14 protein-coding genes and 1 tRNA gene are annotated in these 15,281 nt (G+C 60.9%); 5 read left to right on the top strand and 10 right to left on the bottom strand.

Translation table 11 applies throughout. The features are described 5' to 3' along the window. The first annotated feature begins 49 nt into the window (after window positions 1-49). The 4 genes from HJB84_RS32840 (at window position 50) to HJB84_RS32825 (ending at window position 2,490) form a co-directional block, all read left to right on the top strand. Window positions 50-126: transfer RNA gene (locus tag HJB84_RS32840), tRNA-Met, on the top strand. 274 nt (window positions 127-400) lie between these two features. Next, entirely contained in the window at window positions 401-1,195 is a 795-nt protein-coding gene (locus HJB84_RS32835; RefSeq protein WP_221117919.1) for a hypothetical protein, read from the top strand. 180 nt (window positions 1,196-1,375) lie between these two features. Then, the gene (locus tag HJB84_RS32830; RefSeq protein WP_221117918.1) at window positions 1,376-2,164 is read left to right on the top strand and encodes a DUF2092 domain-containing protein; all 789 of its coding nucleotides are present in this window, start codon (window positions 1,376-1,378) and stop codon (window positions 2,162-2,164) included. After that, a complete protein-coding gene (locus HJB84_RS32825; RefSeq protein WP_221117917.1) occupies window positions 2,161-2,490 on the top strand; it encodes a hypothetical protein in 330 nt (109 codons plus the stop codon). Before HJB84_RS32830 ends, HJB84_RS32825 begins: the two co-directional genes overlap by 4 nt. A 12-nt stretch (window positions 2,491-2,502) precedes the next feature. Here the strand turns inward: HJB84_RS32825 and HJB84_RS32820 are convergent, their stop codons facing one another. The 10 genes from HJB84_RS32820 to HJB84_RS32775 form a co-directional block, all read right to left on the bottom strand. Continuing rightward, window positions 2,503-5,685, bottom strand: coding sequence for an efflux RND transporter permease subunit (locus HJB84_RS32820; protein ID WP_221117916.1), 3,183 nt, complete (start codon window positions 5,683-5,685; stop codon window positions 2,503-2,505). Window positions 5,686-5,725: 40 nt separating this feature from the next. Further along, window positions 5,726-6,922 (bottom strand): efflux RND transporter periplasmic adaptor subunit, encoded by a 1,197-nt coding sequence (locus tag HJB84_RS32815; RefSeq protein WP_221117915.1) that lies wholly within the window; start codon window positions 6,920-6,922, stop codon window positions 5,726-5,728. A gap of 173 nt (window positions 6,923-7,095) precedes the next feature. Continuing rightward, window positions 7,096-7,860, bottom strand: coding sequence for a DUF4239 domain-containing protein (locus HJB84_RS32810; RefSeq protein WP_207581937.1), 765 nt, complete (start codon window positions 7,858-7,860; stop codon window positions 7,096-7,098). 132 nt (window positions 7,861-7,992) lie between these two features. After that, window positions 7,993-9,126, bottom strand: a complete 1,134-nt coding sequence (locus HJB84_RS32805; RefSeq protein WP_207581936.1) for a calcium:proton antiporter — start codon at window positions 9,124-9,126, stop codon at window positions 7,993-7,995. A 297-nt stretch (window positions 9,127-9,423) separates the two neighbouring features. Beyond that, window positions 9,424-10,131: an SDR family NAD(P)-dependent oxidoreductase gene (locus HJB84_RS32800; protein ID WP_007631973.1), complete on the bottom strand. Its 708-nt coding sequence runs from the start codon at window positions 10,129-10,131 to the stop codon at window positions 9,424-9,426. A gap of 159 nt (window positions 10,132-10,290) precedes the next feature. Beyond that, window positions 10,291-10,641 carry a ribbon-helix-helix domain-containing protein gene (locus tag HJB84_RS32795; RefSeq protein WP_007631975.1) on the bottom strand — a complete coding sequence of 117 codons (351 nt, stop codon included), beginning with the start codon at window positions 10,639-10,641 and terminating at the stop codon, window positions 10,291-10,293. 24 nt (window positions 10,642-10,665) lie between these two features. After that, window positions 10,666-11,262: a DJ-1/PfpI family protein gene (locus HJB84_RS32790; RefSeq protein ID WP_164016307.1), complete on the bottom strand. Its 597-nt coding sequence runs from the start codon at window positions 11,260-11,262 to the stop codon at window positions 10,666-10,668. A gap of 189 nt (window positions 11,263-11,451) precedes the next feature. Further along, window positions 11,452-11,844 carry a DUF779 domain-containing protein gene (locus HJB84_RS32785; protein WP_221117914.1) on the bottom strand — a complete coding sequence of 131 codons (393 nt, stop codon included), beginning with the start codon at window positions 11,842-11,844 and terminating at the stop codon, window positions 11,452-11,454. Between the two features lie 103 nt (window positions 11,845-11,947). Further along, window positions 11,948-13,456 carry an aldehyde dehydrogenase gene (adh, locus tag HJB84_RS32780; protein WP_207581932.1) on the bottom strand — a complete coding sequence of 503 codons (1,509 nt, stop codon included), beginning with the start codon at window positions 13,454-13,456 and terminating at the stop codon, window positions 11,948-11,950. Window positions 13,457-13,625: 169 nt separating this feature from the next. After that, window positions 13,626-14,585, bottom strand: a complete 960-nt coding sequence (locus HJB84_RS32775; protein ID WP_221117913.1) for a helix-turn-helix domain-containing protein — start codon at window positions 14,583-14,585, stop codon at window positions 13,626-13,628. Between the two features lie 208 nt (window positions 14,586-14,793). Between HJB84_RS32775 and msrB the strand changes: the two genes are divergently transcribed. Next, window positions 14,794-15,276: a peptide-methionine (R)-S-oxide reductase MsrB gene (gene msrB / locus HJB84_RS32770; RefSeq protein WP_221117912.1), complete on the top strand. Its 483-nt coding sequence runs from the start codon at window positions 14,794-14,796 to the stop codon at window positions 15,274-15,276. Window positions 15,277-15,281: the final 5 nt, after the last annotated feature.

Raw genomic sequence — 15,281 nt, 5'->3', positions numbered from 1 at the left:
CGGCCTTTCGTGTTATAATACTCAAGCAGATCCAATGGATTTGCCATGGCGCGGGGTGGAGCAGCCCGGTAGCTCGTCAGGCTCATAACCTGAAGGCCGCAGGTTCAAATCCTGCCCCCGCAACCAAACCTTCCATGATCAAACATACAATACCCAAAAACCCGCCTCATGGCGGGCTTTTGCGTTTACGGGCGACGGTGACACTATTCCGATGAGTTGCGGTCGCTTTTCAAGCGACGTAGATAGTTGCTAAATAGATAATATTCTAATATACCTAAATCAGGCGCTTCTTACATTTTCACAGTCGCAAGTAACGTCCGTCCATTCGGCGGCGCGTATTTATCCTATTCAAAGGCAGTTCGATTTCATGAAGTAGATCAAAGATTTATTGGGGGGAATCATGGGAAAATGGGGATCTTTCCTGCTGGCGCTTCCGTATCGGCGGCGGCGTCTTCTATCGCTAATCTTCGGGTTGCCTGCGTTCTGCGCGGTGGTGTTTCTCGCCGGGATTGTGTCTGCGCAAGCGCCGACCGAAGAGCAGCGTGATGCCATCAGAGCAGAGTGCCGCTCCGATTTCATGGCGAAATGCTCCGGGGTTACGCCGGGAGGTATCGAGGCGCTCACTTGTTTGCAGCAGCATAGCGCTACGCTTTCGGCAGGTTGTCAGAAAGCGGTGTCCGCCGTGAACGTCAAACCCAAATCGACATCGGCGGCGCCGACGCCGGCTGCGCCTGCAAATACTGCGGTGACTACCCCGGCGCCTGCTACCGGCACGCCGGCGCATCAGCCGACGCAGGCGCAGCGCAATGCGGTCAAATCGGCCTGTCAGCGCGATTTCATGACGCAATGTTCCGGTGTCACGCCGGGCGGTGCGGCGGCGCTCAGCTGTCTGCAACAGCGCAACGCGGCTCTATCGGCACCATGTCAGCAAGCCGTTGCGGCATTGGGGGAATCGGGGGCGCCGTCGGCCGGCGCTGCGGCTGCCACCGGTGCGATCACGCCGGCCCCTCGGGCAGTGATGCCAGCCTTCTCACCGCGTGAGGAAGTGATGATCCTGCGTGAAACCTGCGGAGCGGACTTCCGGGCATTGTGCCGCATGGTGCCTTTGGGGGGAGGGCGAGGCATTGCCTGCCTGCGCGACAATCTGCAACGCGTATCACCAGCCTGCCATCGCGTGCTGACCTCGGGCTTGTAACGCTCGTTCGCAGTTGCTCTCTGAAAGAGACCATCGCGCGTTCCGCCGAGAAATTTGGTGCGCGCGATCCCGCGAAGTCCGCAAGCGGTGGTTTACCCACTTTTCATGTTCGGCTGCGGCAGGTCCGGCGCCATCTGCAATTCGATGAAATCAATGACGACACCAACGAAAGGCATTGCCATGTCATCGACTTTCCCTTTCCCGCGGTTGAAGCGGATGCTCCTGTATGTTTCGCTTGCCGCCAGCCTGGCGCCGCCGACCAGCGCATGGGCAGATGATGCGAAAGCTCTTTTAAAGACGATGTCCGATTTTCTGGCGGCGCAGAAGACGATCTCCTTCAGCTATCAATCGTCGCTCGAAGCAGTGACGCCTGCCTTCGAGAAACTCCAGTTCGTGAGTTCAGGGACAGCCAACCTCACTCGTCCCGATAAGCTGCGGGTCACGAGAACCGGCGGCTTTGCCGACCTCGATGTGAGTTTCGACGGTTCGTCGCTGACGGTTCATGGCAAGAACCTCGACGCCTATGCCAAGATCGACGGCAAGGGTTCGCTCGATGATTTGATCGACAGGCTGATGACCGCAGGCGTCGAAGCGCCGGGCGCCGATCTTTTAGCCTCCAACGTCTATGACGTGCTTATATCAGATGTGACGGAGGCCAAGCATATTTCCAGCGCTTTCGTGGATGGGGTCGAATGCGAATATCTGGCCTTCCGAACGCCTGAGATCGACTGGCAGATTTGGATACAGAACGGCCCGCAACCCATACCGCGGCGATACGTCATCACCAGCAAGCACGTCGTCCAGGCGCCGCAATACACTCTCGAAATCAGCGATTTCAAAAGCGGGGCGGATGTGGCGGCCGTTTCTTACACCATCGAGATTCCAGCCAGTGCAAAGACGGTGGATCTCAGTGAGCTGCAATCGCTCGACGAGCTGCCTGAAGCCGCCGATATGGGAGACTTAAAATGATCTATAACAAGCTGTTCCTCGCCCTCGGCCTGACCGGTTTTCTGACATTCACCGGCTTCCACATCGGGGAGCAAGGATCCATGCCACTGTCGATCAGCTTCGCTACGCCGGCGGGCGCCGTCATCGGCAGACCGCTGACGCCGCTCTCCTATGCAGGCGTTGCCCGCCGGACGACGCGCCGGGTCGTCACACGCACGACGACGACCATCGCCGTGCTTCCAGCAGGCTGCCGCTATGGTCCCTATTACGGCGGCTATTATTATCGCTGCGGCGGTTATTATTATGCCAAGAGCGGCAATGTCTATGTGCAGGTGATCGTCCAATAATTGCTGCTCGCCTTACCGGAGTTTCGCTATCTCCGCCTCCGCAACTGGTGCAGCCGTGCTTGTGGTCGCTCCGCGGCGCTTCCAGTGTTCCTCGAGGCGCTGCAGCAGCACGTAGAAGGAAGGAACAAAGAGGATGGCAAGGCAGGTCGAGGCGATCATGCCGCTAAAGACCGATATGCCGATCGACTTGCGGGCCGATGCTCCGGCGCCCGTCGCCAGCACCAGCGGCAGGACGCCGAGGATGAAGGCGAAGGACGTCATCAGGATCGGCCGGAAGCGCAGGCGGGCGGCCTCGACGGCCGCATCCAGGATTTCCATGCCTTCTGCCCGCTTTTCGCGAGCATATTCGACGATGAGGATGGCATTTTTGGCTGCGAGCGCTATCAGCAGGATGAGGCCGATCTGCGTATAGAGATTGTTGGCGACGCCCGCCGCCATGAGTGCTGCCACCGTTCCGAGAAGGGCGAGCGGCACGGCGAGGATGACCGCCAGCGGCAGGATCCAGCTTTCATATTGGCCGGCGAGCACGAAATAGACGAGGAGCATGGCCAGCGCGAACACAAAATAGATCTGCCCGCCCACGGCCTTCTCCTGATAGGACAGCGCCGTCCATTCGAAGCCGGTGCCTGGCGGCAGCGTCTGATCGGCGATCTGCTCCATCACCGCGAGCGACTGGCCGGAGCTGAATCCTGCGGCTGGCCCGCCGACGATGGTGGCTGTGGGATAGAGATTGTAGAGGCTGATCAGGGACGGGCCCTGCGTCGTCTTAACATCGACGACCGTGCCAAGCGGCACCATGGTCCCGTCGCCGGCCTTGACCTTCAGATTTCGGATGTCTTCAGGGCTGATACGGAAATCGGATGCGGCTTGCGCATAGACTTGGAAGGTGCGGCCGAACTTGTTGAACTGCGTCACATAGCTCGAACCGATATAGCCGGAGAGAGCGGAGAAGACTTGGCCCACCGTAATTCCCAGCGTCTCCGCCTTGATACGATCGACGGATACCGCAAGCTGCGGCACGTTTGAGCGAAAAGGCGTACTGAGCCTCTGCAGCGATGATTGCGCATTGCCGTTTTTGACGATCGTATCGGCAAGCGATTGCAGCAGTGGATAGTCGGATGCGCCGTTTCTGAGTTGGACCTGCATGGTAAAGCCGTTGGCATTGCCGACGCCCTGGATCGGAGGCGGCACGACGACCAAAGTCTTGGCGGCAAGCACGCTTTGCAGCGCCTCGTTCAGATGCTGATAGATCGACAGCAGGTCCTGTCCCTTCGCCTTGCCGCGCTCGTCCCAATCCTTGAGAACGACATAGGCGACGCCGGCATTCTGCAGGCTGGCACTGTTGTCGAGAACGGAAAGGCCGCTGATAGTCAGCACCTGATCGACGCCAGGTGTGGTTTCGGCGATCTTGCCGACTTCTTCCATCACCGCATCCGTCCGCTCCTTCGAAGCGCCGTCGGGCAATTGCGCGCTGATCAGCACATAGCCCTGGTCCTCGAGGGGCAGAAAGGCGGTCGGCAGGCGCGTGAGCCCCCAGACGGCGACGCCGATCAGCGCAAGTGCTGCGATCGCCATGATACCGCTGTGGCGGGTCATCGATCCGATCAATCCGGCATAGTGGCGCTCGCCCCAATCATAGCCCCTGTTGAAGCCGCGATAAAAGGCGTTGCGTTTCTCGAAGGGCACCGGCGCTCGCAGCCAGAGGGCGCATTGCGTCGGTTTCAGCGTCACGGCATTGATGGCGCTGATCAGCGCCGTGGCGGCGATAACGAGTGCGAACTGCCGATAGAGCTGGCCGGTCAGGCCGGGCAGGAAGGCGGCCGGAATGAAAACCGCCATCAGCACCAGCGTGATCCCAATGACGGGGCCGAGCAGTTCTTCCATCGCCTTCTCGGCAGCCTGCCGGCCGGACATGCCCGCCTCGATGTGCCGGGCGACGCCTTCGACGATGACGATGGCATCATCGACGACGATACCGATGGCAAGAACGATGGCGAACAGCGTCGACAGGTTGACGGTGAAGCCCAATGCCGCCATGGCGGCGAAGGCGCCGATGATGGTGACCGGAACGGTGGTCGCCGGCACGAGCATCGCCCGCCAATCCTGCAGGAAGACGAGGATGACGATGAGAACGAGAACGCCGGCCTCGATCAAGGTGACGTAAACCTCGTCGATGGAGGCCTTGACGAATTTCGTCGTGTCGAACGGCAGATGATACTCAAGCCCCGGCGGGAAGCCTTTCGAGAGCTCCTGCATTTTAGCGTTCACCGCTTGCGCCACCGCAATGGCGTTGGCCTCGGGCAATTGAAAAATGCCGATGCCGGCCGCCGGCCGGCCGTTTTGCGTGAAGGACTGGCTGTAGGTCTGGGCGCCGAGTTCGACGCGGCCGATATCGCGGACGCGCGTGATGCGGCCGCCCTGTCCGCTCTCGACCTTGACGATAATGTTCTCGTAGTCGGCGGCTTCGTTCAGCCGGCCGTTGACGTTCAGTGTGTATTGAAAGACTTGTCCTTTCGGCACCGGTGGAATGCCGATTTGACCGGCGGCGACCTCTTGGCTCTGCTGCTGCACGACGCTGACGACATCCTGCGGCGTCAGGCCGCGGGCCTGCAGCAGGTTCGGATCCATCCAGATGCGCATGGCATATTGGCCGGCGCCGAACACGGTCACGTTGCCGACGCCCGGCAGGCGGGCGAGCTCATTCTGCAGATTGATGACGGCGTAGTTCGACAGGAACAAGCTGTCATAGCGGCTGTCGGGCGAGGTCAGGCTGACAAAGCCGAGGATCGCCGTCGATTTCTTTTGCGTCGTCACGCCCTGAAGCTGCACGGCTTCGGGAAGCGACGACATCGCTATGGCGACGCGGTTCTGCACCAGAACTTGCGCCTGATCAGGATCCGTTCCGATGGCAAAGGTGACGGTCAGCGAATAGGTCCCGTCGCTAGCGCTCGCCGACTGCATGTAGAGCATGTCCTGCACACCGTTGACCTGCTGCTCGATCGGCAACGCGACGGTGTCGATAAGGGTCTGCGCGCTGGCGCCCGGGAAGCGCGTCGTCACCTGCACCGTCGGCGGAACGACATTTGGATATTGCGCCACAGGAAGTTGGAGAAGGGCGACCGCGCCGATGAGCACGAAGACCAAGGCCAGAACGTTGGCGAGCACCGGTCGCTCGATGAAGAAGCGCGAGATCATGCTGGTGTCCTTAGACGTTCAGATGAGCATGGTGGCGAATTCACTGCGTGGTGGTGTTGGCCTTGGCATCGCCGGCGGCGCTCGCCGCCGGGTTCATTTCCATTTTCTCGGGTGTGACCTTGCTGCCGGGGATCGCCTGCTGGATGCCTTGAGTCACGACCCAGTCGGCCGGATCGAGGCCTGAGTCGATAACGCGAAGCGAACCTTCGCGCTGGCCGGTCTTGACCTGTTTCTGCTCGACGATATCGTCTTTGCCCAGAACGAGCAGGTAGCTGCCCAACTGGTTCGTTCCGATGGCGTCGTCGCGCACCAGCAAAGCCTTGTCGTTATGGCCGACCGGCACTCGGACCCGCACGAAGAGACCCGGCAACATGGCCCGGTCCTTGTTGTCGAATAAGGCGCGTACCTGAAGAGTGCCTGTGGAGGCATCGAGCTGAGGCGACACGTAGTCGAGATGACCCCTGTGCGGATAACCTTGTTCCGTCTGCAAGCCAATTTCCGCAGCCATGCTCGGAAGGTCCGTCTGCTTGAAGGCATGTCCCTGCCTTGCCATGGTTTCCTTGATTGTCAGGACCTGGACTTCGCTGACGTTGAAATAGGCATAAAGCGGATCCGTCTGGACGATGCTGGCGAGTTTGGTGGGGCCGGATACGCCGACGAGTGCGCCGATATCGACGAGATGGTCCGTGACGGTGCCATCGAAGGGGGCAAGCACCTCCGTATATCCGAGGTTGATCGTCGCCAGCTCGAGATTGGCTTGGGCGTTGAGGATGGACGCATTCGCCTCGTCGAGCGTCGCCTTGGCGCTGTCGACTGCGGTCTGTGTGGTGACCTGTTGCTTCGATAGATTGAGCTGCCGATCATATTCCTGCTGCGCACCCACCTGCGATGCCTGTTGCGAGGCGAGCGATGCCTTCGCCTGGTCGAACTGCGCCTGGTAGGTGTTTCGTTCGATTCCGAAGAGCTTGGTACCCTTCGTCACCGTCATGCCGTCTTGGTAATCGATGGACTCGATGTAGCCCTGGACGCGTGCTTCGATATCGACGGAATTCAGCGGCGCCGTATTGCCAGTAAGTTCGAAATACAAGGTGACCGGCTGCTGGACCGGTTGGGCGACGCGAACCGGAGCTGGCGGAGGGGGGACGTAGGTGTTGCCGCTGTCCTCGCAGCCTGCGAAAATTGCCATGCCGGCGAGCACCACTGACAGGTGCAGACCCTGATCCAATCTCACACGCATTGCCGCCGCCCCGATGTTTACGAGCCCCAGTCTTCATGCGTGCCTCGGCGGAGACGACCTTCTCCGAAAAGTTCCGGGCATGTGATATTATGTCGCGGCATTGCTGCAAATTGCAATAGCTGCTGGGGCACAATTGAATCATGTCGGAGTCGTTCGCGGACGCCACGCGATGGCTATGGTTTTCCCAGCCGTTCGATGGTGGACTGCAAGGGGGCATCGGAAACACGGATCAGCCCGACATAGGGATTGGCCATGTCCGAAATCAGGAAGACCGCGCCCGCGACGGACAGGGCGCAAACCAGCAGAATCGACAGCACGGTCAGGTTGGCCGGCGCCTGCAGCCCGAAGGTCGCAAAAAGCAGCGAGAGCCAGCAGACGAGCACAGCGAGGAAAGCCCAGGGCAAACCCTCTTTACCGGATTCGACCAGCAGCCAGTGGGTCTCGGCCACCATGCCGCTCACATCAAGAGCGCGCACCTGCAGCGAACGCTGTACGGCATCCTTCGGCGAGAGGGATCGAAGATCGCCCTGAACCGCCTCGATATCCTGATATTCTCCCAGCGCCTTGCCGGATGCCTCGTCGGTGGTCTCGGCCGACCAGCCGCGGCCCAGGCGTTTCTCGATCAATTCACGCAGCAATTGCCGCGCCATGTCTGTTTCCGGCCCGTACTGGGCCATGACGCGGTCAAGCAGGAGCACCCGTGCCGCCGCCGTTCTCATTTCCACTTCGGCATTGTCGTATGTCGTCTTGGCGGATGCGATCAGGAGGCCGAGTGCCAAGGCCGACAGCGTTCCTACCACCGCGGTCGCCAGCCTGATGGCATCCTTGGATTCAGCATTGAGGTGATGATCCGGCAAACGGTCGCGCGCCAGCAATCCTATCGATGTCGCCACCGACAGAAAAACAAATACAAGCCCGCCAAGCAACAGTGAGCTCAAGTCCCGGTCTCCGTCACGTCAAGCTTGCAAGCGCCGTGAGGCTTGCAAGTGGTGCATTCATTACTGTCACCATAGCGGAAGACAGGCAGAGCGTGGAACTCTTTACTTTGTTGTTCTCGCGCTGATCGGAGATCATTGCTGGAAAATGAGCAGCACGTAAGCCAGGAAAAGTACAAGGTGGACCGCACCTTGCATGAGATGCGTGCGGCCGCTGGCAAAGGTAATGATGCTGACGGCAAGGGTGAGCAGCAGCATCACCAGATCTCCGTGTTCCAGGCCGAGGGTGACCGGGTGCCCGTAAAGACGGCTGATCACTAGCATCGCCGGCACGGTCAGCCCGATCGTCGACAATACCGAACCAAGGAAGATGTTGACGGAGCGCTGAAGATTGTTGGCGATGGACGCACGCACTGCGCTTATCGCCTCAGGCGTTGCGACAAGGATGGCCATCACAACACCGCCAAATGCGGTTGGAGCATGCAGGGTTTCGATAATGTAATCGATCGGCCGCGCAAGCTGTTCGACCAGGAAGACGACGGGACCCATATAGGCGAAAAGCAGAATGGCATGTGGCCAGACCGGTCCGTGGCGAGGCACACGCTCGCCGCGCAGCTCGTGAGGGTTGCTTTCGTCAGAGAAATAGTCCCGATGGCGGCCGGCTTGAAGAAACAGAAATGTGGCATAAAGGCCGACCGATATGACACCCAGTATCAGTTGCCTCGGTGCCGATGGATGCTGCCCGTCCGGATCTGCAAGAAATGTCGGCATGACCAGGCTCAATGTCGCCAGCGGCACGATCACGCCGAGATAGGCGTTGGCGCCCTGCAGGTTATGCTGTTGTTCCGGTCGCCGCCACGCACCCAGCAGCAACGACAGGCCGACCATGCCGTTCAGGATGATCATCACGACAGCAAACAACGTGTCGCGCGCCAGTGTGGGATTGTTTTCGCCGTGAAGCATGACGGCTGATATTGCCATCACCTCGATCGAGGTGATGGCAAGTGTTAGAATGAGTGTGCCGTAAGGCTCCTTCAGCCGCTCCGCCAGGTGGTCTGCGTGCCGCACGACCGACAGAGCGGAGCCGAGCACGACCGCAAACAGCCAACCGAAAACGACAGTGAACCAAAGCGGATCGGAAAGCTGGCCGAAGAGCTGCTCCTGGAAAGCAAGAAATACGAAGCTCGTCGCGACGCTGACGCCCAGGAACCATTCCTCGCGCACCAGGCTGGTGGCGCTGACGGCACGCAATCCGGGATCGTCCGTCATCGAAACCACCCGCCTTCTGGCAAATGCCGTCGCAATGCGATCATCAACACCATCGTGTCCGCCCGCTGTCTCCTGCCTGCCACCTGAGCCAAGCGGAAATGAGGCTGCCTTAAGGCGAACCGAACCTCAAGCAAGATCGTATGTCACTGAGCAAAACTTGCAGGTCTTCGTCGTTTTATCACCCACTGATCGCGGCAAGGAACAGTCGCGAAAACGCAAGGCCAAGGCGAGGTTCGGTGAAATGTCGACGCTGGCGGCCGCAGCGCCTTGCGGCGGCCGATCACACCACCGCTTCCGTCATTCGCGGCCGGTTGCGGGGATCGCCGCGCCGGTGACGACGGCTGCGGCCGGCGAAATCAGGAAGGCGATAAGACGGGCGATCGATTGCGGCGATACCCAGCCGTCCGTTTTCGCATTGGGCATGGCGGCGCGATTCTCGGGCGTGTCGATTGTCCCGGGCAAAATGCAGTTGGCGGTGATGCGGTCGTCGCGGCTTTCGGCGGCGATCGCTTCCGTCAGCCGGATGACGGCGGCTTTCGAGGCGGCGTAAGCGGCCTGATTGGCGCCGGCCTTCAGGCCGGGTGCGGCAGCAACATGCACGATGCGACCGTAGCCCGATGCCTTCATCGTCGGGAGAACCGCGGCGCTGATCGTCAGCGCGGTGCGGGCGTTCGCGGTCATCATCGTCTCCCACTGCGCAGGGGCGTCCGGCCCGACCGGTCCCATCCGGAAACCGCCGACGGTGTTGACCAAGGCGCTGACGCCGCCGAAGTGCTTGACGGCCCGGGCGACAGCGGCCGCGCAGGAGGCATAATCGGTGAGATCCGTTCCCGCGATCGATAGAAACTCGGTGGAGGCGGGCAGGTCGCCGGCCAAGGCTTCCAGCTCCTGGCTGGAGCGGTTCATGCAGACGAGTTTTGCGCCGCCGGCGGCGAGCTCACGGACAACGGCGCTGCCGAGGTTGCCGCCGGCTCCCGTAACGATCACGGCTTTCTGGTCGTTCATGGCAATCGATCTCCTGCCGGTCCTTGATGGCGCGCATTGTTGATCCAGGCTGCGCGGCAAGGCAAGCCCACGCAGCCGCGACACGGTCAGACATCTACCCTCGGCGCTATCCGCAGGCAGTTCCGCCGTCATTGCTCAACGGTTTCGTCGGGTCGGCCGTCAGTGATACTTCGTCCGTTCGCGACCGAGAATCTCGGGCGCGTCAAGGCCGGAAATCGGGCGGGTGACATCGGCCGGGATGTCGCCGGTGAGCTGCAGGTCGAGATAGCGGGCGCAGCAGACGCGCAGGAAGGAGGTGAAGTTTCCAAGATCATGGCCGGCATCGATCGATTCATGATGCAGCCGGGTGATCAGCTGGACGACATTCATGCCGTCGCGCCGGGCGACTTCCTCGAGCTTCGACCAGAAGAAGTTCTCCAGCCTGACGCTGGTGACCATGCCGTCGATGCGCAGCGACCGGGTGGTGCTTTCCCAGAGCCGCGCATCCGCCTTGATGAACAATTCGCACATGTCGTCCTCCCGGTGCCGCCCTCCTCAGGCGGCGTTGGTTTCGAGCAGCGCTGCCGCGTCGAGCACCGCCATGAACTGGCGCAGCCACGACGGATGTGCCGGCCAGGCCGGCGCCGTGACCAGGTTCCCGTCCGAGACCGCATCGGTGATTGAGATATCGGCGTAGGTGCCGCCGGCAAGCTCGACTTCCGGCCGGCAGGCGGGATAGGCCGAGCAGGTGCGGCCCTTCAAAACGCCGGCGGCAGCGAGCAGCTGCGCGCCATGACAGATGGCGGCAACGGGTTTTCCGGCATCGAAGAAGTGCCGGACCGCTTTAATGACGTCGGCATTGAGGCGCAGATATTCCGGCGCGCGGCCGCCGGGGATGACGAGGGCATCGTAATCTTCGGCCCGCACGCTGTCGAAAGTGGCGTTCAGCGCAAAATTATGGCCGCGTTTTTCGGAGTAGGTCTGGTCGCCTTCGAAATCATGAATGGCGGTGGCGACCGTCTCGCCCGCCTTCTTGCCGGGGCAGACGGCGTCGACCGTGTAGCCGCAGGCGAGCAGCGTCTGGAACGGCACCATCGTTTCGTAATCTTCGGTGAAATCACCGGTGATCATCAGGATTTTTGAAGCTGGCATCGCATCCTCCTTTGAAACCAACGGCCGGAGATTAACAAAGAGCGGCGTGCAGAAGGTACTATGGGAATACTACAGCCGAAATTCCCTAAAGCGCGTCGCATCAAATTTGATTCATGCGGCGCGCTTTAGTCCTTTGTTTTTATGCATGTCGTTATCCCGGAACCGCTGCACACTTCGGGGCGACATGCGTCAGACCGCCTTGACCGTCACATCAGGGACGGCGCAGGTCTCGCCGCCGCCGAAGAGGCGGGAGCGAGTGAGGAAGCGTTTCTCGCGACCGTTGTCGAGCGAGAACATGCCGCCGCGGCCGGGAACGACGTCGATGATCAGTTGCGTATGCTTCCAGGCCTCGAACTGGCTGGCACTGATATAGACCGGCACGCCGCCGATCTCGCCGAGTTTGACGTCGCTGTCGCCGATCATGAATTCATTGGCGGGATAACACATCGGCGACGAGCCGTCGCAGCAGCCGCCGGACTGGTGGAAGAGAATATCGGAATGATCCCGTTTGATCTCTGCGATCAAGTCGAGAGCGGCGTCGGTTGCGAGAACACGCGGTTCGCCGTTGACGGTGGTTTCCATCGGTTTTCCTCCAAAAGTTTCGGGAGGAAGAAGTCCCCTCCCCAACCCCTCCCCACAAGGGTTGGGGAGGGGTTTTGACCCTCCCTCTCACCATGCGAGTTTCTCAGAAGAAACCGAGCGCCTTCGGGCTGTAGCTCACCAGCATGTTCTTGGTCTGCTGATAATGCTCAAGCATCATCTTATGGGTTTCACGGCCGATGCCGGACTGCTTGTAGCCGCCGAAGGCGGCATGGGCCGGGTAGGCATGGTAGCAGTTGGTCCAGACGCGGCCGGCCTGGATCTCGCGGCCGAAGCGGTAGCATCGATTGGCGTCTCGGCTCCAGACGCCGGCGCCGAGGCCGTAAAGCGTGTCGTTGGCGATTTCAAGCGCCTCCTTCTCGTTCTTGAAGGTCGTGACCGAGACCACCGGTCCGAAGATTTCCTCCTGGAACACACGCATCTTGTTGTGGCCCTTGAAGATCGTCGGCTTGACGTAATAGCCGTTCGCCAGATCGCCACCGAGGTCGTTGCGCGAGCCGCCGGTCAGAACCTCGGCGCCTTCCTGCCTGCCGATGTCGAGATAAGCGAGGATCTTTTCCAGCTGCTCCGTCGAAGCCTGGGCACCGATCATCGTCGCGCTGTCGAGCGGGTTGCCCTGCTTGATCGCCTCGACGCGTTTGACGGCCTTTTCCATGAAGCGGTCGTAGATCGATTCCTGGACGAGGGCGCGGCTTGGGCAGGTGCAGACTTCGCCCTGGTTGAGGGCAAACATCGCAAACCCTTCGAGCGCCTTGTCGAGGAAATCGTCGTCCTCGGCCATCACATCGGCGAAGAAGATATTCGGCGATTTGCCGCCGAGTTCCAGCGTCACCGGAATGAGGTTCTGGCTGGCATATTGCATGATGAGCCGGCCGGTGGTCGTCTCGCCGGTGAAGGCGATTTTGGCGACGCGCGGGCTGGTCGCCAGCGGCTTGCCGGCTTCGAGGCCGAAGCCGTTGACGATGTTGAGCACGCCGGGCGGCAGGAGATCGCCGACCAGTTCGGCCCAGACCAGGATCGAGGCCGGGGTCTGCTCGGCAGGCTTCAGTACGACGCAGTTGCCGGCGGCCAGCGCCGGAGCGAGCTTCCAAGTGGCCATCAGGATCGGGAAGTTCCAGGGAATGATCTGGCCGACGACGCCGAGGGGTTCGTGGAAGTGATAGGCGACGGTATCGTGGTCGATCTCACCGATCGAACCTTCCTGGGCGCGGATGCAGGAAGCGAAGTAGCGGAAGTGGTCGATCGCCAGTGGAATGTCTGCCGCCATGGTTTCGCGGATCGGTTTTCCGTTATCCCAGGTCTCGGCCTGAGCAAGCAATTCCAGCTTATCTTCCATGCGCTGGGCGATCTTCATGAGGATATTGGAGCGTTCTGCAACCGAGGTGCGGCCCCATTTTTCCTTTGCCGCATGAGCGGCGTCGAGTGCGAGATTGATGTCCTTTTCATTGGAGCGGGGAATGTCGCAGAGCTTGCCGCCGGTGACCGGCGTGAGGTTTTCGAAGTATTTGCCTTCGACGGGCTCGCGCCATTCGCCGCCGATATAGTTGCCGTATTTCAGCTTGAACGGCGACTCGACGATTTTCTGATGAAGCATGTCATCCTCCCTTGATGAACCAGGTTCCGAAGCGAACCAGTGGGAGGAAAATGTGCATGTTTTGGCGGAGGGAACAGGGCGGCTCTTCAATACCGCACCGCACAGTGTCGCAGACATGCGACAGGTCGCGTCGCGATCGACGGTATCGGTGGAACTTTCGGGCGGCTGGTCAGTGAAGGTCGAACTTCTTCATTTTCCGGTGCAGGGTGGCGCGGCTTATGCCGAGGGCGGCGGCCGCCTGCGAGACGTTTCCGCTGGTGCGCGACAACGCCCGCAGCAGGGCTGCCTTTTCCGCTTCGACGATCTCTTCCTGCTGCGAGACGCCGGCCTCATGCAGGGCATCGGCGGCCGGAATGCCGGCCGCAATGCGCCTATCGTCCAGCTGCAGCGCGATGCGGGCGGCGCGTGTTGCCCCGAGCACGAGGTCATGCCGGTCGACGGCAAGCAGGGCGGCGCCGGAATTGGCGCCGGCCGGGACCATCAGGAAACGGGCGCTGGGAAAGGCCGAGCGGAAGAGGTTGAGCTCGATGCGCATTGCCGCATCGCGCACGGTCTGCGTCAGGATCGTCAACGTCATCTCGTTGACGTCTTCACGGCAGGTGGAGATATCGAGGGCTGCGGCCACCCGGCCACGATGATCACGGATCGGCGCCGTCGTGCAGCTGAGGCTGGTATTTGCGCAGAAGAAATGTTGATCGCGGAAGATGGCGACGGCACGCTCGTCGGCAAGGGCGGTGCCAATGCCGTTGGTGCCAATGCTCGCCTCGGTCCAGACGGAGCCGGTCCAGAGGCCGAGTTCGTGGAACTCCTTGTCGTCGCCAGCGGCACCCCGACGCTCCAATGCAATGCCGTTCCTGTCGGTCAGAAGCAGGCAGCAACCGGCCTTGCCAACGGTGGTAAAGAGACGATCGAGCTCTTCGGTCGCGCTGGCGATCAGTTGCCCGGACTGTTCGCGGGCACGCCGGAATTCTTCATCGGTAACGCGCAGCGGCGCCCGTTCGTCCTCCGGAGCGAGCTGGTGCATGGTCATGCATCGCCGCCAGGAGGCGACAACGGGGGAACTCGCCGCGGCGGAATCGCGCTGGGCAGAGGTGTAGACATGCTCGGCGTGTGCTGAGTGTTCGTGCATCTGCTCCTCCCACGGAACTTCAGCATAGTCTGATGGAAAAGCGGCCGGTTTGCAATCAGCCGGCCCTGACGGTCATCAGCGTGCGGGTTTTCCAGACGAAGGTGGCGGAATCACATTTCGGTGTTTGGACGCAGAGAGTGTAACAAAAGACCGCTCTCGCCCGTAATCCTGTGCAGAAACAGATGTGCAAGGCGAGGAGATCCCGACCATGTTAAACAGACGATTGTTGCTGATGGGGGCCGCTTTCGGAGCGCTTACGGTTCGCTTGGGGGCCGGCAAGGCGATCGCCGGCGAGACGTTTGCGGTGACGCACACCGAGGAGGAATGGCGCAAGCTGCTGACGCCGGATCAATTTGTCATCCTGCGTCAGGAGGGGACGGAGGCTCCCTTCACCAGCGCCCTGCTGCATGAGGAGCGGAAGGGCAATTTCGCCTGTGCCGGCTGCGACCAAAAGCTCTTTTCCTCGGCGACCAAATTCGACAGCGGCACCGGCTGGCCGAGCTTTTGGGCACCGCTCGACCATGCCGTCGGCACCACCAACGACACGACGTTCGGCATGGCGCGAACGGCAGTCCATTGCGGCCGTTGTGGCGGCCATCTCGGCCATGTCTTCGATGATGGTCCGAAGCCAACCGGGCTTCGCTACTGCATGAACGGCCTTGTCATGACATTTCATCCAGCCTCGGCCTGATCGAA

The organism is Rhizobium sp. NZLR1b, assembly GCF_019685155.1.
In the GTDB taxonomy this organism is placed as follows: Bacteria; Pseudomonadota; Alphaproteobacteria; order Rhizobiales; family Rhizobiaceae; genus Rhizobium.
Note: the sequence above shows the minus strand (reverse complement) of the source record. Positions and strands in the feature narration are given on the sequence as shown.